The sequence below is a fragment of the Streptomyces sp. HM190 genome, from assembly GCF_009857135.1.
Classification (GTDB): Bacteria; Actinomycetota; Actinomycetes; order Streptomycetales; family Streptomycetaceae; genus Streptomyces; species Streptomyces heilongjiangensis.
Genome location: NZ_CP047318.1, coordinates 2,829,709 through 2,848,630 on the forward strand (window position 1 = coordinate 2,829,709; position 18,922 = coordinate 2,848,630).

13 protein-coding genes and 3 pseudogenes are annotated in these 18,922 nt (G+C 72.6%); 6 read left to right on the plus strand and 10 right to left on the minus strand.

Annotated features, from left to right (window positions below):
* Positions 1-254: 254 nt before the first annotated feature.
* Both ppdK and GSY65_RS11805 read right to left on the minus strand, forming a co-directional pair.
* On the minus strand, positions 255-3,002 hold the full coding sequence (gene ppdK / locus GSY65_RS11800; protein WP_443043208.1) for a pyruvate, phosphate dikinase: 2,748 nt from the start codon (positions 3,000-3,002) through the stop codon (positions 255-257).
* A 430-nt stretch (positions 3,003-3,432) separates the two neighbouring features.
* Complete coding sequence (locus GSY65_RS11805; RefSeq protein WP_159775827.1) at positions 3,433-4,632, minus strand: ROK family protein; 1,200 nt, start codon at positions 4,630-4,632, stop codon at positions 3,433-3,435.
* Between the two features lie 230 nt (positions 4,633-4,862).
* On the opposite strand from GSY65_RS11805, the gene GSY65_RS11810 reads away from it, so the two are divergent.
* Positions 4,863-6,347 carry an MGH1-like glycoside hydrolase domain-containing protein gene (locus GSY65_RS11810; RefSeq protein WP_236579753.1) on the plus strand — a complete coding sequence of 495 codons (1,485 nt, stop codon included), beginning with the start codon at positions 4,863-4,865 and terminating at the stop codon, positions 6,345-6,347.
* A complete protein-coding gene (locus GSY65_RS11815) occupies positions 6,344-8,284 on the plus strand; it encodes an amylo-alpha-1,6-glucosidase (RefSeq protein ID WP_159767294.1) in 1,941 nt (646 codons plus the stop codon). Before GSY65_RS11810 ends, GSY65_RS11815 begins: the two co-directional genes overlap by 4 nt.
* A 25-nt stretch (positions 8,285-8,309) precedes the next feature.
* Here GSY65_RS11815 and GSY65_RS11820 read toward each other — a convergent pair whose 3' ends face one another.
* Entirely contained in the window at positions 8,310-9,479 is a 1,170-nt protein-coding gene (locus GSY65_RS11820; RefSeq protein WP_159767295.1) for a polysaccharide pyruvyl transferase family protein, read from the minus strand.
* A 158-nt stretch (positions 9,480-9,637) separates the two neighbouring features.
* On the minus strand, positions 9,638-10,870 hold the full coding sequence (dusB, locus tag GSY65_RS11825) for a tRNA dihydrouridine synthase DusB (protein ID WP_159767296.1): 1,233 nt from the start codon (positions 10,868-10,870) through the stop codon (positions 9,638-9,640).
* Between the two features lie 115 nt (positions 10,871-10,985).
* Here dusB and GSY65_RS11830 point away from each other — a divergent pair, with 115 nt between their 5' ends.
* Positions 10,986-12,434, plus strand: a complete 1,449-nt coding sequence (locus GSY65_RS11830; RefSeq protein WP_159767297.1) for an MFS transporter — start codon at positions 10,986-10,988, stop codon at positions 12,432-12,434.
* A 141-nt stretch (positions 12,435-12,575) separates the two neighbouring features.
* Here GSY65_RS11830 and GSY65_RS11835 read toward each other — a convergent pair.
* Both GSY65_RS11835 and GSY65_RS11840 read right to left on the minus strand, forming a co-directional pair.
* Positions 12,576-12,905 (minus strand): annotated as a pseudogene (locus tag GSY65_RS11835) (aldo/keto reductase); the annotation flags it as partial.
* A gap of 236 nt (positions 12,906-13,141) precedes the next feature.
* A pseudogene (locus GSY65_RS11840) lies at positions 13,142-14,252 on the minus strand (pectate lyase family protein); the annotation flags it as partial.
* Between the two features lie 211 nt (positions 14,253-14,463).
* On the opposite strand from GSY65_RS11840, the pseudogene GSY65_RS11845 reads away from it, so the two are divergent.
* Positions 14,464-15,258: pseudogene (locus tag GSY65_RS11845) on the plus strand (IS5 family transposase).
* A 162-nt stretch (positions 15,259-15,420) separates the two neighbouring features.
* Here the strand turns inward: GSY65_RS11845 and GSY65_RS11850 are convergent.
* Entirely contained in the window at positions 15,421-16,410 is a 990-nt protein-coding gene (locus tag GSY65_RS11850; protein ID WP_159767299.1) for a helix-turn-helix transcriptional regulator, read from the minus strand.
* A gap of 276 nt (positions 16,411-16,686) precedes the next feature.
* Between GSY65_RS11850 and GSY65_RS11855 the strand changes: the two genes are divergently transcribed.
* On the plus strand, positions 16,687-16,893 hold the full coding sequence (locus GSY65_RS11855; RefSeq protein ID WP_159767300.1) for a hypothetical protein: 207 nt from the start codon (positions 16,687-16,689) through the stop codon (positions 16,891-16,893).
* Positions 16,894-17,021: 128 nt separating this feature from the next.
* On the opposite strand, the gene GSY65_RS11860 is transcribed toward GSY65_RS11855, so the two are convergent.
* Positions 17,022-17,420 (minus strand): SRPBCC domain-containing protein, encoded by a 399-nt coding sequence (locus GSY65_RS11860; protein WP_159767301.1) that lies wholly within the window; start codon positions 17,418-17,420, stop codon positions 17,022-17,024.
* 5 nt (positions 17,421-17,425) lie between these two features.
* Complete coding sequence (locus GSY65_RS11865) at positions 17,426-18,103, minus strand: CGNR zinc finger domain-containing protein (protein ID WP_159767302.1); 678 nt, start codon at positions 18,101-18,103, stop codon at positions 17,426-17,428.
* A gap of 21 nt (positions 18,104-18,124) precedes the next feature.
* Here GSY65_RS11865 and GSY65_RS11870 point away from each other — a divergent pair, with 21 nt between their 5' ends.
* Positions 18,125-18,583: a VOC family protein gene (locus GSY65_RS11870; protein ID WP_159767303.1), complete on the plus strand. Its 459-nt coding sequence runs from the start codon at positions 18,125-18,127 to the stop codon at positions 18,581-18,583.
* A 132-nt stretch (positions 18,584-18,715) separates the two neighbouring features.
* Here GSY65_RS11870 and GSY65_RS33720 read toward each other — a convergent pair whose 3' ends face one another.
* Complete coding sequence (locus tag GSY65_RS33720; RefSeq protein WP_328707490.1) at positions 18,716-18,904, minus strand: hypothetical protein; 189 nt, start codon at positions 18,902-18,904, stop codon at positions 18,716-18,718.
* Between the last annotated feature and the right edge of the window lie 18 nt (positions 18,905-18,922).

The following is an 18,922-nucleotide window of genomic DNA, read 5'->3' on the forward strand; positions in this document are numbered from 1 at the left end:
GGCGGTCCCTCGACGCTACCGACAGCCCGGCCCGGCGGGCCACGGGGTTTCCCGCGCCGGGGCCCGGCACGAGTACCCCGTCGGCGTACGGCACACGGCCCGCGTCCTCGCCGGGCACGAGAAGAGGGCGGCACCCCCCGCACGGGGTGCCGCCCTCTCCTCGTGATCCGGAACCGCCGCCCATCGGTGAGGGTCGGTCGGGGACGAACGGCGGTTCCGGGGTCCGGGGCGAGGCGGGAGCCTCGCGGTACCCGCTAGCGGTGGTCGCTGCCCTCCGACTGGGTCGCCGCGCGGCCGGCCTCCAGGCGGGCCACCGGGATGCGGAACGGGGAGCAGGAGACGTAGTCGAGACCGACCTCGTGGAAGAAGTGGACCGACTCGGGGTCGCCCCCGTGCTCGCCGCAGACGCCCAGCTTGAGGTCGGGGCGGGTGGCGCGGCCGGCCTCGGCGGCCAGCTTCACCAGGGAGCCCACACCGTCCTTGTCGATCGTCTCGAACGGGCTGACGCCGAAGATGCCCTTCTCCAGGTAGGCGGTGAAGAAGCTCGCCTCGACGTCGTCCCGGCTGAAGCCCCACACCGTCTGGGTGAGGTCGTTGGTGCCGAAGGAGAAGAACTCCGCCGCCTCCGCGATCTGACCGGCGGTCAGCGCGGCCCGCGGCAGCTCGATCATGGTGCCGATCGCCAGCTTCAGCTGCGTACCGGTCGCCGCCTCGACCTCCGCGACGACCTGGTCGGCCTCCTCGCGGACGATCTCCAGCTCCTGGACCGTGCCGACCAGCGGGATCATGATCTCGGCGCGCGGGTCGCCCTTGGCGTTCTTCCGCTCGGCGGCCGCCTCAGCGATGGCCCGCACCTGCATGGTGAACAGGCCGGGGATGACCAGGCCGAGGCGGACCCCGCGCAGACCCAGCATCGGGTTCTGCTCGTGGAGCCGGTGGACGGCCTGCAGGAGCCGGAGTTCGTTCTCGTGGGGCTCCTGGCGGGACTCCGCCAGGGCGACCCGGACCGACAGCTCGGTGATGTCGGGCAGGAACTCGTGCAGCGGCGGGTCGAGGAGACGGATCGTCACCGGCAGCCCGTCCATCGCCGAGAACAGCTCGACGAAGTCCTGCTTCTGCAGCGGGAGCAGTGCCTTCAGGGACTCCTCGCGCTCCGCCTCCGTGTCGGCCAGGATCAGCCGCTCGACCAGTTCACGGCGGTCGCCGAGGAACATGTGCTCGGTGCGGCACAGGCCGATGCCCTGGGCGCCGAAGCGGCGGGCGCGCAGCGCGTCCTCGGCGTTGTCGGCGTTGGCCCGCACCCGCAGCCGGCGCTTGCGGTCGGCGAAGGCCATGATCCGGTGGACGGCCTCGACCAGTTCGTCGGCGTCGTTGGCGCCGGCGTGCATCCGGCCCTCGAAGTACTCCACGACCGGGGACGGGACCACCGGGACCTCGCCGAGGTAGACCTTGCCGGACGAGCCGTCGATGGAGATGAGGTCGCCCTCCTCCACCACGTGCCCGCCGGGCACGGTCATCCGGCGGCGCTTGGTGTCGACCTCCAGCTCCTCGGCGCCGCAGACACAGGTCTTGCCCATGCCGCGGGCGACGACGGCCGCGTGGGAGGTCTTGCCGCCGCGCGAGGTCAGGATGCCCTCGGCGGCGATCATGCCGTCGAGGTCGTCGGGGTTGGTCTCCCGGCGGACCAGGATGACCTTCTCGCCGGACCGGGACCACTTCACGGCGGTGTACGAGTCGAAGACCGCCTTGCCGACGGCCGCGCCCGGCGAGGCGGCGATGCCCCGGCCGACCTGCCGGACCTTCGCGTCCTCGTCGAAGCGGGGGAACATCAGCTGCGCGAGCTGCGCCCCGTTGACGCGCTGGAGCGCCTCGGCCTCGTCGATGAGGCCCTGGTCGACGAGCTGGGTGGCGATACGGAAGGCCGCGCCCGCCGTGCGCTTGCCGACGCGGGTCTGGAGCATCCACAGCTGACCGCGCTCGATGGTGAACTCGATGTCGCAGAGGTCCTTGTAGTGGTTCTCCAGCGTCTCCATGATCTGCATCAGCTGGTCGTACGACTTCTTGTCGATCGACTCCAGCTCGGCCAGGGGGACGGTGTTGCGGATGCCCGCGACGACGTCCTCGCCCTGGGCGTTCTGCAGGTAGTCGCCGTAGACGCCCTGGTGGCCGGAGGCGGGGTCGCGGGTGAAGGCGACGCCGGTGCCGGAGTCGGGGCCGAGGTTGCCGAAGACCATCGAGCAGACGTTGACGGCGGTGCCGAGGTCGTGCGGGATGCGCTCCTGGCGGCGGTAGAGCTTCGCGCGGTCGCCGTTCCACGAGTCGAAGACCGCCTTGATGGCGAGGTCCATCTGCTCGCGCGGGTCCTGCGGGAAGTCCCGGCCGGCCTCCTTCTTGACGATCTTCTTGAAGGCGGTGACCAGCTTCTTGAGGTCGGCGGCCTCCAGGTCGGTGTCGACCGTGACCTTCTTGGCCTCCTTGGCCTTGTCGAGGGCCTCCTCGAAGAGGTCGCCGTCGACGCCGAGGACGGTCTTGCCGAACATCTGGATGAGGCGGCGGTAGGAGTCCCACGCGAAGCGGTCGTCGCCGGCCTGCTTGGCCAGGCCCTGCACCGACTTGTCGGAGAGGCCGATGTTGAGGACGGTGTCCATCATGCCGGGCATGGAGAACTTGGCGCCGGAGCGGACCGAGACGAGGAGCGGGTCGTCGGCCTGGCCGAGCTTCTTGCCCATCTTCGTCTCGAGGGCGTCGAGGTGCGCGCTCACCTCGTCACGCAGTGCCGCGGGCTCGTCGCCGCTGTCGAGGTAGACCTTGCAGGCCTCGGTGGTGATGGTGAAGCCGGGGGGCACGGGGAGACCGAGGTTGGTCATCTCGGCGAGGTTCGCGCCCTTGCCACCGAGGAGGTCCTTGAGGTCCTTGTTGCCTTCGGTGAAGTCATAGACGAACTTCACGCCCTCAACGCTGTGAGCTACGTGGCCTGCGTGGGGATCTTTGTTTTCCGACACGGGTCCCAACTCCTTGAGGACGCGGTGGCTGCCCTGACGGCGAGGAACATACCCAGATCGAAGGCTCCTGGGTACGTCCACTTGCGCGTCATGAGCCTGTAACCACCCGTCCGCCAGCAGATCGAAAGTCAAGGCTTGGCAAGGAGACGAACGCCGAAGCGTTCACCTCTTGAAGGCGGCGCGGTACGGGAGCCGCGATATCCGCTCGGATGAGCAGCATTCAACACGTCTGAGTTCGCACGATGAACGATCAAAGGGTGGCACTCAGTGCCACCCTTTGAAAACCCGGAGCCACCCATAATCCGCTCATCTGAGCGCAACCCCGATCAAGGGTGGCGAGAATCACGCGGTGACGGAAGCCCGGATTTCACCATGCGGACCGCCGCTCGGGACGGAAACCCGCCTGTCACACGCCCCGCGCACGCATCCGTCACACCCCGAGGGCCGCGAGCCGCTGCTCCGCTCGTTCGGGCGCGTACAGGTGTTCCACGACCAGGGCGCCCGCGCCGACCAGTCCCGCCCGCTCCCCCAGCCGGGAGGTGACGACGTCGAGGTGGGCCGTGGAGCGCGGCAGCGCCCGCTGGTAGAGCAGTTCCCGCACACCCGTGAGGAAGGGGGTTCCGGCCAGGTCCCCGGCGATCATCAGGACGCCCGGGTTCAGCAGGGTCACGACCGTCGCCAGGACGTCGCCCACGCAGCGCCCCGCCTCCCGCGCGAGGGCCGTCGCCCCGGGGTGCCCGGCGACCAGCAGGTCGCGCACGTCGGAACCGGAGGCCGCGGGGACCCCGGCCTCGCTCAGCCGCCGCGCGACGGCACCGCCGCTCGCGACCGCCGCCAGACAGCCGTAGGACCCGCATTTGCACTGGGCGTCCGCGCCGCCGGGCACCCGGATGTGGCCGATGTCGCCGGCGCCGCCGTCGACGCCCCGGTAGATCGAGCCGCCGACCACCACGCCGGCGCCGATCCCCGTGGAGACCTTGACCAGCGCGAACGCCGAGCAGTCCGGGTAGCCCGTGCGCTGTTCGCCGTACGCCATGAGGTTGGCGTCGTTGTCGACGAGGACGGGGACTCCGGGCGGGGCGGCGGCGTGGTCGGCGAAGGCGCGGGCCAGCCGGCCGCGTATGTCGTAGCCGTCCCAGCCGGGCATGATCGGCGGCTGCACCACCCGGCCGGTGTCCAGGTCCACCGGTCCGGGCACGGCGAGCCCGATGCCGCAGACCGCGTCGGCCGACCGCCCCGTCTTCTCCAGCAGTTCGGCGAACCAGCGCCCCAGCCCGTCCAGGACGGCGTCGGGGCCGTCCTCGACGACGAGGGTGCCGGTGTGCTCGGCCTGTATCTCGCCGGTGAGGGAGAGGACGGCGGCGCGGGCGTGGCGGGTGTCCAGGTCGGCGGCGAGGACGACCGCGTGCTCGTCGTCGAACTCCAGCGTGATGGAGGGGCGTCCGCCCAGCGGGGAGCCGACCGGGCCGCCGGCGCCCTCGCGCAGCCAGCCCGCGCGGAACAGCCGGTCCAGGCGCTGGCCGACCGTGGCCCGGGACAGGCCCGTGGCCTGCTGGAGCGCGCCACGGGTGGTGGCCCGGCCGCTGCGGACCAGCTCCAGCAGATCTCCTGCACCGGCGTGACTACCCACCTTCACGACCTCCCGTTCGCGCGATCCCTCACCCGATCATCCCCGCCCCGGCGGGAAGAGGGCGCACCGCCCACGGCGATGGTGCGCGGACCGCTCCGCGCGACCGCTCGCGCCCACCCTCTTGCGCTCACCAACTCTGCATTACATATTGAGTTTTGCGTGTTAAGTAGACGTAACCCTACGGTACCTACTGCCGAACCGGTCGGCACCTTGTCCTCGGGGAGCCCTGAGTGGATCGCACAACCCAGCTCACAACCCGCCGACCAGGCACGGACGTCCGCCGCGCGGGCGCCGTATACGATCCGGGCGTCCGGACCGGATCGCTGCACCGCGGGGCGGCCGAGGTGCTGGAGGGCAACTGGACGGGCACGTCCACGGTGCCCTCGCGCCGGCTGTACCCCCACCAGTGGTCGTGGGACTCGGCGTTCGTCGCGATCGGGCTGCGCCATCTGTCGCCGCTGCGGGCGCAGACCGAGCTGGAGACCCTGCTCGACGCGCAGTGGGGCGACGGACGGATCCCGCACATCGTCTTCAACCCCTCGGTGCCGCTGGAGGCGTACTTCCCGAGCCCCGACTTCTGGCGCTCCTCGACCGCGGGGCGCGCTGCGGGCGCCCCGCGCACCACCCAGACCTCCGGCATCGTGCAGCCGCCGGTGCACGCGCTGGCCGCGTGGCTGGTGCACCGCTCCGACCCCGGGCTCTCCCGGGCGCGCGGCTTCCTGTCCCGGGTGTACCCGCGGCTCGCGGCCTGGCACCGCTATCTGCTGCACCGCCGGGACCTGGGCGGCGGCGGGCTGGCCTCGGTCGTCCACCCCTGGGAGCAGGGCATGGACAACAGCCCCGCCTGGGACGCGCCCCTGTCCCGGGTGGCCCCGGCCCCGGCCCGCTCCTTCCGCCGCGCCGACCTCGACCACGGCGCGGCCGAGGACCGGCCGACGGATCTGGACTACGGGCGGTACGTGCGGCTGGCCGCGGACTACCGGGACGGCGGATACGCCGACGGGCGGGGCGGGTTCGCCGTCGAGGACCCCTGCTTCAACGCCCTCCTCATCGCCTCCGAGCACGCCCTGGCCCGGATCGCCGCGGAGCTGGGGGCGACCGGCACGGCCCGCGACGCCCGCGCGGAGCGGCTGACGGCGGCCCTGGTGGAGCGGCTGTGGGACCCGGCGCAGGAGATGTTCCTGTGCCGGGACGTCATCGGCGGCGCCCTCGTCCCCGAGCGCGGTGTCTCCGGACTCCTGCCCCTGCTCGTGCCCGGTCTGCCCCGCGAGATCGTCTCCGCCCTCGTGCGGACGGTGCACGGACCGCACTTCGGCCTCGGGGGAACCACCCGGCTCGTGCCGTCGTACGACCTGCTGGGCGAGGCCTTCGACCCGCACCGCTACTGGCGGGGCCCGGCCTGGTTCAACACCAACTGGATGCTGGAGCGGGGCCTGAGGCTCCACGGGGAGCTGGGGCGGGCGGACGCGCTACGGACGGCGCTGCTGGAGACCGCGGGCGCCTCCGGTTTCGCCGAGTACGTCGACCCGTACACGGGTGAGGCCTGCGGCGCCCTCGGTTTCAGCTGGACCGCCGCGCTCGCCCTCGATCTGCTGCACCAGGACGACCACGGCCGCCGAGGCGGCGACGGACCGGACGACGACGACCGGCACCACGACGACCGGGCCGGATTCGACACGTGCGACATGAGTGACCAGGGAGGGGACCGGGGATGACGGACCGGCATCACCTGCTCGTGCGCGGCGGGACGTTCGCCGCCGTGGGCGACGGCGGCGACATCAGCGGGCGGCGGGGCGGCAGTTCCCCGGACGGCTTGTTCGTCCGGGACGCACGGCATCTGAGCCGGTGGCAGCTCACCGTCGACGGCGCGGTCCCCGAGACGCTCACCCCGGTCGGCGACGGCGACACCGCACGGTGTGTGCTGGTCCCCCGGGGCGGACGCCAGGAACCGCCCGCGTACACGCTCTTCCGGGAACAGGCCGTCTCCGACAGCGCGTTCGTCGAGGCGCTGCGCGTCACCAGCAACCGTCCGGTGCCGACGACCGTCCGGATCGCGCTCACCGTGGACGCCGACTTCACCGACCAGTTCGAGCTGCGCTCCGACTTCCGTACCTACGCCAAGACCGGCGCCGTCCGAGGACGTGAGGTCCTCGACGACGGGGTGGAGTTCAGTTACCGGCGCGGTGAGTGGCGGTCCTGCACGACGGTCACGGCCCAGCCCGCGCCGGACGCCGTGGAGGAGACGGGGACGGGCGCGCGGCGTCTCGTGTGGGCGCTGGAGCTGGAGCCGCACCGCTCGGTGGAGCTGACCCTGCGGGTGATGGCCCGGCCGCACGGCGACCGGCGGCCCCTGCGCGTGCCGGCCTCCCCGGCCGCCGTGACGGACCAGGTCCTCGCCTGCGAGGGCGAGTTCATGGAGGGCGTCGCGTTCCCGACCGGCTGGCCGGAGCTGGCGGCGGCCTGCGCGCGGGGCCTGGCCGATCTCGCCGCGCTCCAGGTCCCCGCGACCGGACCGGACGGCGAGAACCTGCGGGTGCCGGCGGCCGGGGCGCCCTGGTTCCTGGCTCTCCTCGGCCGCGACGCGCTGCTGACCTCGCTGTTCACCCTGCCCTACCGCCCGGAACCGGCCGCCGCCACGCTCCTCGCGCTCGCCGCCACCCAGGCCACCGAGGTCGGCGTGGACGCGGTCGCCCAGCCCGGCAAGATCGTCCACGAGGTGCGCCACGGCGAGCTGGCCCACTTCGGGCAGGTGCCGTACGGCCGCTACTACGGCTCGGTCGACGCGACCCCGCTGTTCCTCGTGCTGCTCGGCGCGTACGTGGAGCAGACCGGTGACGTCACCCTGGCCCGCCGGCTGGAGCCGCAGGCCAGGGCCGCGATCGGCTGGATGCTGGACCACGGCGGCCTCACCTCCCGCGGCTACCTCGTGTACCGCGCCGACCAGGGCGGCCTCTCCAACCAGAACTGGAAGGACTCCCCCGGCGCGATCTGCTCCGCCGACGGCAGCCGCCCGCCCGCCGGGCCGGTGATGGCGGCGGGCGCCCAGGGCTACGCGTACGACGCGCTGCGCCGGACCGCCGCGCTGGCCCGCACCGTCTGGGAGGACGAGGTCTACGCGGCCCTCCTGGAGCAGGCCGCCGGTGACCTCCGCGACCGTTTCCAGCGGGACTTCTGGATGCCGGAACACGACTTCCCGGCGCTGGCCCTGGACGGCGAGGGCCGCCGGACGGACGCGCTCGCCTCCGACGCGGGACACCTGCTGTGGTCGGGACTGCTCGACAAGGAGTACGGGGAGACCGTCGGCCGGCGGCTGCTCGCACCGGACTTCTTCTCCGGGTGGGGCGTGCGGACGCTGGCCTCGGGGCAGCCGGCGTTCCATCCGCTGTCGTACCACCGGGGTTCGGTCTGGCCGCACGACAACGCGCTGATCACCCTGGGGCTGGCCCGGTACGGGCTGCACGACGAGGCCCGCACGGTCGCGGGCGGGCTGGTGGACGCGGCCACGGCCATGGGGCACCGGCTGCCGGAGGTGCTCGCCGGGTACGGCAGGGACACGCATCCGGAGCCGGTGCCGTACCCGCACGCGTGTGTGCGGGAGTCCCGGTCGGCGGCGGCGCCGCTGGCGCTGCTGACCGCCGTCGGGGGCGCGTAGCGCGTCCCCGACGGTCCGCCGGTCCTCAGGGCAGGTCCACCAGCAGCCTGCCCGCCGTCTCCCTCGCCTCCGCCTCGGTGCCCGCCCAGGCCACGGTCGCGCCCGGCGCGGCCGGGGGCCGGTGGGCGGTCCAGGTGTCCCAGTAGCTGCGGATCTTGCCGTAGCGGTCGGGGACGAGGACGTGCGGCAGGGCGAGGAGCAGCCCGAGGACATGGCCGTGCAGGCGGTCGGTGACGGCGACCCGGCCGGACGTCAGCAGGCGGCAGCCGCGCGCGAGTTGGAGACGGGCGAGACCGTCGTAGGCGGCGAGGAGACCGGGGGCCGCTCCGACGGGGTCGCCCGAGGAGGCCCGGCACAGGGCGCGGGCCCGGCCCCGCCACAGGGCCTCCTTCGCCTGCCGCCACCCGGCGTCCGTGGCCTCGCGGGCCCAGTCGAAGACGTACGGGCCGCCGCCCCGCCCGGCGGGTGGGCCCTGCGCGGACTCCTTGTCCTGCCGGGCCAGCCAGACGACATCATGGCTGGCCGCGCCGCCGGTCAGCGCGTCCGGGGGCACGGCGAACGCGAGGTCGGGCACGAGCAGCGCGGGCGCCTCGAACACGGTGCGGCAGCGGTGCAGACTGTGCCGGTCGCGCAGCAGCAGGGTGAGGTCGGGGTGGGCGTCGAAGACCCGGCGGGCGCGGGTGAGGTTGGCGTGGTGCGTGAAGTGCACGGACTGGGGCAGCTGGACGATCCGGCGGTCGGGGAAGTCGCGCAGCACCCGCTCCCGCAGCAGCTGGCTGTCCTCCCAGAGGTCGCCCAGGGTGCCGCCGCCGGTCAGCATGATCGGCCCCTCCGGCGCGCACGCCGCGAGGTGGGCGGGGTCGTACGACATCAGGTCGCAGGCGTAGCGCACCTCGGCGCCGAGCGCGCCCAGCAGAGCCCGCTGGCCGAGCCAGATCGCGCTGTCGCCGACGTTGGAGTTGAGCGGGGCCCCGATGACCGCGCACCGGGTGCCGACGGGGACGAGCCGGTCCAGGACGGTGAGGAGGTAGGAGACGTGGTGGGAGCAGTGCGGGACGTAGGACGGCGGGGGTGGGGCGGGCGCGGGAGGCGGGGCCGGCCGGTTCGGGCGTGCCGCCGGTTTCCGCGCGGTCCGGCGGGTGGGCCGCTTCGCCGTCTTCTCCGTCGTCTTCGGGTTCTCGTTCGCTCCGCACACCGAAGCGCGCTACCCGGACATTTCCTCACTCATTCCGAGATGACGGAAACCGGCCGCACTACGACCGGAACGACGACGAAACGGGGCAACAGGCCCCCGAACGTGGCCAGTTGCGGGCGCTTGCGGCCGGTGGCGGTGGCCGGGTGGCGACGGCCGGGTCAGCCGCCGGAGGTGTCGAGTTCGGCGTCCTCGCCGACACCCGCGCAGTCGTAGGGGTCCTTGAGCCAGCCGTCGGGCAGGACGACGCGGTTGTTGCCGGAGGTGCGGCCGCGCGGTCCGTCGGCGCCGGCCGGCCACGCCTGGTCCAGGTCCAACTCGTCGAGTCCCGCGCGGAGTTCGGCGAGGGACGAGGTGACGGCGAGCCGCTTGCGCATCTCGGAGCCGACGGCGAAGCCCTTGAGGTACCAGGCGACGTGCTTGCGGAAGTCGACGACACCCTTGGACTCGCCCGCCCGCCTCCCGCCACCACCCTCCACCGGGGCCCTTTGGGCCGCCCCGCCATTTTCGATCCACTCGCCGAGGAGGGTGGCGTGCCGGACCATGACGTCGGCCACCTCACGCAGCGACGGGCGGGCGATGTCCTCGGGGCGCCCCTCGAAGGCGGCGACGAGATCGGAGAACAGCCACGGCCGGCCCAGGCAGCCGCGTCCGACGACGACTCCGTCGCAGCCGGTCTCACGGACCATCCGCAGGGCGTCCCCGGCGGACCAGATGTCTCCGTTGCCGAGCACCGGGATCTCGGGGACGTGCTCCTTCAGCCGGGCGATGGCGTCCCAGTCGGCGGTGCCGCCGTAGTGCTGGGCGGCGGTGCGGCCGTGCAGGGCGATGGCGGTGACGCCCTCCTCGACGGCGATACGGCCGGCGTCGAGGTAGGTGATGTGGTCGTCGTCGATGCCCTTGCGCATCTTCATGGTGACGGGGAGGTCCCCGGCGCCGCTCACGGCCTCCCGGAGGATGGCGCGCAGCAGGTTCCGCTTGTACGGGAGGGCGGAGCCGCCGCCCTTCCTGGTCACCTTCGGGACCGGGCAGCCGAAGTTCAGGTCGATGTGGTCGGCGAGGTCCTCCTCCGCGATCATGCGGACGGCCTTGCCGACGGTCACCGGGTCCACGCCGTACAGCTGGATCGAGCGCGGCTTCTCGGTCGCGTCGAAGTGGATCAGCTGCATGGTCTTCTCGTTGCGCTCGACCAGCGCCCTCGTCGTGATCATCTCGCTGACGAACAGACCCTTGCCGCCGCTGAACTCCCTGCACAGGGTACGGAAGGGCGCGTTCGTGATGCCGGCCATGGGGGCCAGGACGACGGGCGGGGCGACGGTGTGGGGACCGATCCGGAGCGGCCCGGCGGGCACGGACGCGGACGGGGTCGAGGGCGTGGTCGAGGGCGTGGACATTCCCCCATTGTCCCGCACGCCGGACGAGCGCCGGCGCGGGGCGGGTGGCGGCCGTCCCCCGACACCCCCATTCATTAGTTAGGCGCACTATTGACTTGGGCGTACGATGGGCGGCATGCCCGAGCTCAGCCGTCGCCACCGTCTGCTGGTGCTCGCGATCTGCTGCACCAGCCTCCTGATCGTGAGCCTGGACAACACCGTCCTCAACGTCGCCCTGCCCACCCTCCAGCGCGACCTGGGCGCGAGCGTCGCCGGTCTCCAGTGGACGATCGACGCCTACACCCTGGTCCTGGCCTCGTTGCTGATGCTGGCAGGCTCCACGGCCGACCGGATCGGACGCAAACGGGTCTTCATGGCGGGCCTCGTCGTCTTCACCCTCGGCTCGGCGCTGTGCTCCCTCGCCCCGAACCTCGACGCGCTCGTGGTGTTCCGGATGGTGCAGGCGGTCGGCGGGTCGATGCTCAACCCGGTCGCGATGTCGATCATCACCAACACGTTCACGCAGCCCCGCGAGCGGGCCCGGGCGATCGGGGTGTGGGGTGCGGTGGTCGGCATCTCGATGGCGGCGGGACCGATCATCGGCGGTGTCCTGGTGGAGTCGGTCGGCTGGCGTTCGATCTTCTGGATCAACCTCCCGGTCGGGCTGGCCGCCCTCGTACTGACCTGGCGGTTCGTCCCCGAGTCCCGTGCGCCGAAGGCCCGCCGGCCGGACCCCGTGGGGCAGTTCCTGGTCATGGCGCTGCTCGGTTCGCTGACGTACGCGATCATCGAGGCGCCGACCGCGCCGGTGGGGCGGACCGTGCTGTTCGGCGGGGTCGCTCTCGCCGCGCTCCTGGCGCTGCTCCGGTACGAACCGCGCCGGGACGAGCCCCTCGTCGACCTGCGCTTCTTCCGTTCGGCACCGTTCAGCGGGGCGACCGTGATCGCGGTCAGCGCGTTCGCGGCGCTCGGCGGTTTCCTGTTCCTGTCGACGCTGTACCTGCAGAACGTCCGCGGGCTGGACGCCCTGCACGCCGGGCTGTGGATGCTCCCGATGGCGTTCCTGTGCTTCGTGTGCGCGCCGGTCGCCGGGCGGCTGGTCGGCAGCCGGGGCCCGCGGCTGCCGCTGCTCGTGGCGGGGGTGACGATGACCGCGAGCGGGGTGCTGTTCGCCGCGTTCGAGGCGGAGACGGCGAACGTCACCCTGGTCGTCGGGTACGTGCTGTTCGGCATCGGCTTCGGTTTCGTCAACGCGCCCATCACCAACACGGCGGTCTCCGGCATGCCCCGCGCGCAGGCCGGTGTCGCCGCGGCCGTCGCCTCCACCAGCCGGCAGATCGGCCAGACGCTGGGGGTCGCCGTGATCGGCGCGGTGCTGGCGGCGGGCGTGGGGACGTCGTCGTACGCCGAGTCGTTCGTGGCGGCGGCCCGCCCCGCGTGGTGGATCGTCGCCGCGTGCGGCTTCGCCGTCCTGACCCTGGGCGCCCTGACCACCGGAACCTGGGCCCGCGGCACCGCCGAGCGCACGGCGGCCCGGCTGGAGTCGACGGAGGTACGGGACGCGGCGGGGGTCGGGGCGCCTTAGACGTCGTCCGGGGCTGCAGGCAGGTCGTCTGCGAGCCGGTTGATACAGGCCGTGGTGTATGCGCCGGCGCTGCCGCCGGTGTGCCTGCCAGGTCGCGGCCTTGGCCGGCTGCCAGCCGCAGAAGTTGGAGACGGCGGCGTGGCGCGCACGGCCGCCGGCGACGGCGAGGTCGAGGCCCTGGAGGGTCTCCTCCAGCGGGGTCCGGGGATCGAAGGCGTGGACGTGCCACAGGTCGACGCAGTCGGTGCCGAGGCCGGGCGAGCGCGGCGTCCAGCGCGGCGAGCAGATGGCCGCGGGAGCCGTCGACGCGGCGGTCGGGGTCGGGCACGCTGCCGCCTTGGTCGAGATGACGAGATCCCGCCGGGACACGAGCCCGTCGAGCAGTCGGCCGTGCAGGTATGCGGCCTCTCCGTCGCCGTACACGTCCGCGGTGTCGACGAGGGTTCCGCCCGCTTCCCGGAACGTCTTCATCAGGTCCGCGGCGTCGTGTTCGTCGGTGCCCCGACCTCAGGTCAGGGCGCCGAGCCCGATCCGTGACACACACAGGCCCGTGCGGCCGAGATGCCTCTGCTGCATGGACGCCGAGATTACTGGCCAGAGCCTGCGGTGCGGGTGGCCGCGGACCACCGCATTCCGGGCCCGGTGGCGGGTGGTGCGGACGGCCCGCCGGAGCCGGATCCTCTGCCCGAGGCCGGTTCCGGCGGGCCGCCGGGGTCAGCACGTGCCGTCGGACACCTGCAGGCCCTTGTTCGCGCCCGCGGTCCGGCTCACGACGGCCGGCACGCAGTCGGCCCTGTCGAGGCTCACCGAGTACGGGACGGAGACCGTGGTGGTGGACTTGAGGTCCGGCCCGGCCGGGTTGTTCTCGGTGCCGGGCTTCGACCACGTGACGTTGTCCAGGACGTTGCCGGAGACCTGCCAGTACCCGGCCTCGTCGGTGTAGAAGGTGCCCAGGACGTCCTTGGAGTCCTCGAAGTAGTTGTTGTCCACCTTGGCGCGGGCGCCGGCCCGGGAGTTGATGCCGGACTCGTTGAGGCGCACGTAGTGGTTGTTGTACATGTGCGCGATGCCGCCGCGCAGCAGCGGGGCGCGGGAGTCGATGTTCTCGTAGCGGTTGTGGTGGTAGGTGATGAAGCCGTTCGACCGGTCGCTCTCGCTGCTGCCGACCAGGCCGCCGCGGCCGGAGTTGCGCAGGACGCTGTAGGACAGGGTCACGTACTGGGTGTTGTTCTTCATGTCGAACAGCCCGTCGTAGCCCTCGGACTCGCCGCCCGAGGCCTCCAGGGTGGTGTGGTCGACCCAGACGTTGCGGACGTTGCTCTCCATGCCGATGGCGTCGCCGCCGTTGGAGGTGGGTGAGCCGGACTTCTTGACGTTCCGCACGGTCACGTTCTGGATGATGATGTTCTTGGACTCACGGATGTGGATGCCCACCTGGTCGAAGACGGCGCCGCTGCCGACTCCGACGATGGTCACGTTGCTGATCTTCTTGAGCTCGATCACGCCGTCCGCCGTGTCGCAGCTGCCGCCCGACACCTTCTTGGTGTTGGCGTGGTTGATGGTCCCCTGGACCTCGATGGTGATCGGCGTGCTGGTGCTCGCGCGGCCGCACAGGGCCTGGTGGATCGCGGTGCCCGTGGTCGCCCGGACCGTCTGGCCGCCGGCGCCGCCGGTGGTGCCGCCGTTCTGGGTCGCGTAGCCGGTGACGCCGCCGGTCGCGGCCGACGCCTCGGGCATGGACACGAGGGTGGCGGTCGTGGCGGCCAGCGCCAGGGTGGCCAGGGCCGCGTGGAACCGCAGGGAGACCGTTCGCTGCATGCCTGCTCTCCGTCCGTCTCAGAGGTGGGGGTGGCGTGGAAAGCGCTTTCCCGTGAAGGTAAGGAGTTGCCGTGGACGCGTCAATGGTCGCGTACTTGTTTTCTGTTCACACATCTGAAGGCGCGGGCTCCTGCGCGGCGGTGTTCCGCCGGCCGCCCCCACGCCAAGAGGACGTCTCATTTGGGGTGTTGGGTAGTCTGCTGTCGTGGGGATCGTTGAGCGTCTGGTGCCGGACGAGTTGTGGGAGCTGTTCGAGCGGGTCGTGCCTCCTGCTCCGTCGCGGCCGCAGGGCGGTGGCCGACGACGGTACGGGGATCGCGAGGTGCTGGCGGCGATCATCTTCGTGGCCACGTCAGGCTGCACGTGGCGGCAGTTGCCCCCATCGTTCGGGCCGTCGGGTCCGACGGCTCACCGGCGGTTCACGGAATGGAGCAAGGCGCGGGTGTGGACCACACTCCACCGCCTGGTCCTGGACGAACTCGGCTCCCGCGGCGAGCTGGACTGGTCGAGGTGCGCGATCGACTCGGTGAACACGCGGGCCCTGAAAGGGGGGACCTGACAGGTCCGAATCCCGTCGACCGGGGCAAGAAAGGGCCGAAGATCCACTTGATCACCGAGCGGACCGGTCTGCCCCTCTCGATCGGGATCTCCGGTGCCAATCATCACGACGGCCCGGCCCTCGAGCCGCTCGTGCGGGGCATCCCGCCGGTCCGCTCCCCCTGCGGACCCCGTCGACGCCGCCCTGCCAAGCGGCACGCAGACAAGGGCTACGACTACGACCACCCGCGGCGACGGCTCCGCAAGCGGGGCATCCGGCACCGCGTCGCCCGCAAGGGCATCGAATCCTCCACACGGCTCGGCCGGCATCACTGGACCATCGAACGCACCATGCCCTGGCTCCGGCTGCCGCCGACTCCACCGCCGCTACGAACGCAGGGCCGAGCACTTCCCGGCCTTCACCGCCATTGCCTGCAGCCTCACCTGCTACCGCCGACTCGCCAAATGAGACGACGCCTTAGGCGCCGCGGCCCTGGAAGCGGGGGGCTCTGGAAGCGGGGGGCTCTGGAAGCAAGGGGTTCTGGAGCAGGAGTGTCCTGGAAGCAGGGGCACACCGCGCTCGGCGGCCACCCGCCCCTCGGTCGCGTCGGCGATGCTTCAGGCGATACGCCTAGCCCCGGTCCGCCAGGGCCTCCTGGCGGTACTCCGTGGGTGGGACGCCGTACGCGGTTCGGAAGGCTCGGGTGAAGTCGGAGGCGCGGGGGTAGCCCCAGCGGCCGGCGATGACGTGGACCGGGGTGGTGCGCAGGGAACGGTCGGCGAGGTCGCGGCGGGCGCCTTCCAGGCGGCGGGCCCGGATCCACGCGGCGACCGTCTCGCCCCGGGTGTGCTGCTGGAAGACGCGGTGCAGATAGCTGACGGAGATGTGGTGCGCGGCGGCGATCACCGGCGGCGTCAGCTCCGGGTCGTGCAGGTTCTGCCGGATGAACGCGGTGATCCGCCGGGCGAGGGCCTCCTGGCGGGTCTCCGGCGGCAGCGCGGCCTCGGCGTCCAGTGCCTGGCCCAGCACGACGGACACCAGATCGAGGACGACCGTCCCGAGGCGCGGCGCGTCGGCGGGGCCGAGGGTGTCGGCCTGCCGTTCCAGGCCGACCAGGAAGTTCGTCAGCAGCGCGCCGACACCCTCCCGGCCCGGGATGCCGCGGCCCAGCAACTCCCCCACACGGTGCGGCGGCAGCGGCAGCAGCGACTTGGGGAAGTCGACGCCCACACCCCGGACGGGCGCGGGCCGCAGATCGTCCGCCGGCCGGAGGTCGTACGGCTGCGAACTGTCCGCGAGGTGCAGGTCGTACGCGCCGAACGCGCCGCTGCGTCCCGCGTGGTCGAGGGTCAACTCGCCGTCCAGCAGCAGCGACAGGTGGTACAGCTCGGGGTCGGACTGCCGCACCATCCGCTGGCTGCGCCGGTAGCGCGTCGGCAGGAACGAGGTGGGCCACACGGTCACGGGGCCCAGCTCCATCAGCCGGAACTCCGCCCAGAAGTCGGCGGTGTGGGCGCTGATGATGTCGCTGGGCGAGCGCATCCGGCCGACCATCTCCCGCCAGTGGTCGAACCGGTCGTCCGCCGGCACGTCCTCGCTACGGAACACCGTCCCGATCATCGCGTCCCAATCTCCGCCGCCCCGACCGTCTCAGAACAGCCGTCATCCTCGCACGCGCCACCCGCACGGCCGACACGTGGGGATCACCCCGGCAGCGCATACGGAGGGCACGGGTCCGCCGCCCCGCCGGCAGGCGGCCGGCCGGCGCCCGGGTGGCACCCGGGTGGGACAACTCACTTCCGGATCAGCCCTGTTGATGTCGGACTTGCTGCACACTCCTCACGTGCAGCGGTCGGTGGAGGGCCGACGGCCCTCGTCGTGTCGGCTGGAGACCTTATGTCGGAGAACAACGCGAGCAAGGTGAGCCGCTGGGACCAGCACGGGCGACAGCACGTCGTGCGGGTCCAGCGCACCGGTGTGCAGCGCACGATCAGATGCGACACCTGCGGCTGGCGCAAGAGCGCGCAGTTCCTGCCGAGGCTGAAGGCGCAGGAGCACCTCGCCGAGGCCCACCAGGCGACGGTGGACCCGACGGGCTCCTGAAGGGACCCGGACTTCCGGACGGACGGTGCGGCCGGCCAGCCGGACGGTGCGGCCGGACGGTGCGGCCGGTGCGGCCGGACGGTGCGGCCGGACGGACGTGAGGCCGGACGGGCCGTACGACCGGACCATCAGGCCGGTGCGTCGAGGGCCTCGGCGACCCGGTCCATGACCCGTCGCCAGTGCTCCCCGCGCCGCTCCCGTTCCCCGGCGCTCGCCATCCGCTCCTGGTGGAACCGGAGGACGGCCCGGCCCCCGGCGGCGGCCGAGACGGTGACCTGGACGGTCGTGTCGCCGTACGTCACGCGGATGCGTGCACCGGGCCGGTACCCGCGCACCTCGCCGCCGATCCCCGCGTCGGTGGTGTAAGGGGCGCCGCGCTCGGGCGTGAGCCGCGCGCCCGCGCCGAGCCACAGGGCCAGTCCCCGTGGTCCGCTGATGAACTCCCAGACAGCGGACGGTGGTCGGTCGAGAGTGCGGGAGACGCCGATCTCCCACCCGACGCTCCGGGTCAGTCCGGTGGCGGCCATGGCGATCACTCCTCGTTCGGGGCGGGCTCGTCGGTGCGGCGGGCGCGGTGGGCACGCACCTTGCTGCGGTTGCCGCAGTGCTCCATGGAGCACCAGCGGCGGCGGCCGGGCCGCGAGGTGTCGACGTAGATCAGATAGCAGCGCTCACCGGAGCACATGCGGACACGGTCCGCGTACGGGCCGGTGAGCAGGTCGACGGCGTCGCGGGCGACGGTGGAGGCGAGCTGGGCGCCGTTCGCCGGGGCGGGCGACCAGCGCCGGGTGCCGTCCTCACCGAGGGCGGGGACGAGCGGGGGCCGTGCCGCCGCGTCGTTGATGACGCGCAGGTCCTCCGGGCCGGCCGCCGGGATGTCCAGTGGGGGCAGTCCGCCCGGGTGGAGGCGCGAGACCACCGTGCGCAGCAGGGCGTCGCGCAGCCCCCGGACGTGCTCCACGTCGGCGTCGGTGAGGTCCAGGGTGCCCGGCGTGGGGGTGAGCCGGGACCGTCCGACCCAGGCGGCCAGGTCCTCGGGGGTGTGCAGCACCTCGTAGCGGGTGAGGGCGCCGGGGCCCCCGGTGACGAGCAGCTCCAGACAGAGGGCGCCCGGGTCGAACCGGAAGACGTGGCCGGTGTACGACCGCAGGGGGATGCCCGGCCCTTGCGGGGCCTCCTCCGGCGTGGTTGCTGTGGACGACGAGGGCATGTAACCACTATAACCGGTTACATGACTGCCGCACTGAGCTGGAAACTGGTCATCGACACCCGTGACGCGCAGCCCCTGGCCGATTTCTGGGCCGCCGCGCTGGGCTACGAGGTGGAGGACCCGAGCGCGCTGATCGCCCACCTGCGCTCCACGGGCGGCCTCCCGGAGGAGGCCGTCGGCGAGCACGCCGGCCACGCCGTGTTCCGGGGCTACGCCGCCGTCCGCCACCCCGACGACCCGTACGACCCCTTCACCGGCGTCGGCCGGGGGCGTCGCCTCCTCTTCCAGGACGTCCCGGAGCCGAAGACGGTGAAGAACCGCCTCCACATCGACGTCCACGCCGAACCGGGCGGCCTGGACGACCTGGTGGCCCGCCTGGAGACCCTGGGCGCCACCCGGCTGCACGAGGTGGACAAGGGCCCGGCGGGCCACTGGTGGGTGATGCACGACCCGGAGGGCAACGAGTTCTGCGTGGCCTGAGGGCCCCGTCCCACGCCCCGTTTCCCGGCGTCCGATGGCCGAGGGCCGACGTGCGACGCCCTGCACCCAAGCCCTACGCCGGACCTCGGACGCCGGATGTCGGGCGCCGTACGGCGAACCCGCCCCGCCCGCTCAGGCCCGCAGCCCCCGGACCACCAGGTCCACGACAGCCTCGAACCGGGCCTGGGCCTTGATGTCCGGCCGGCTACGGTCCCGGGCGTAGCCGGGTTCATGGAAGCGGGCGGCGGCATGGAAGACGGCGCGGGCGGTGACCGCCGGGTCGGCCCGGCGCGACCCCGTCCGCAGGTCCGACCGCCGCACCAAAGTCCTCCGGGCCAC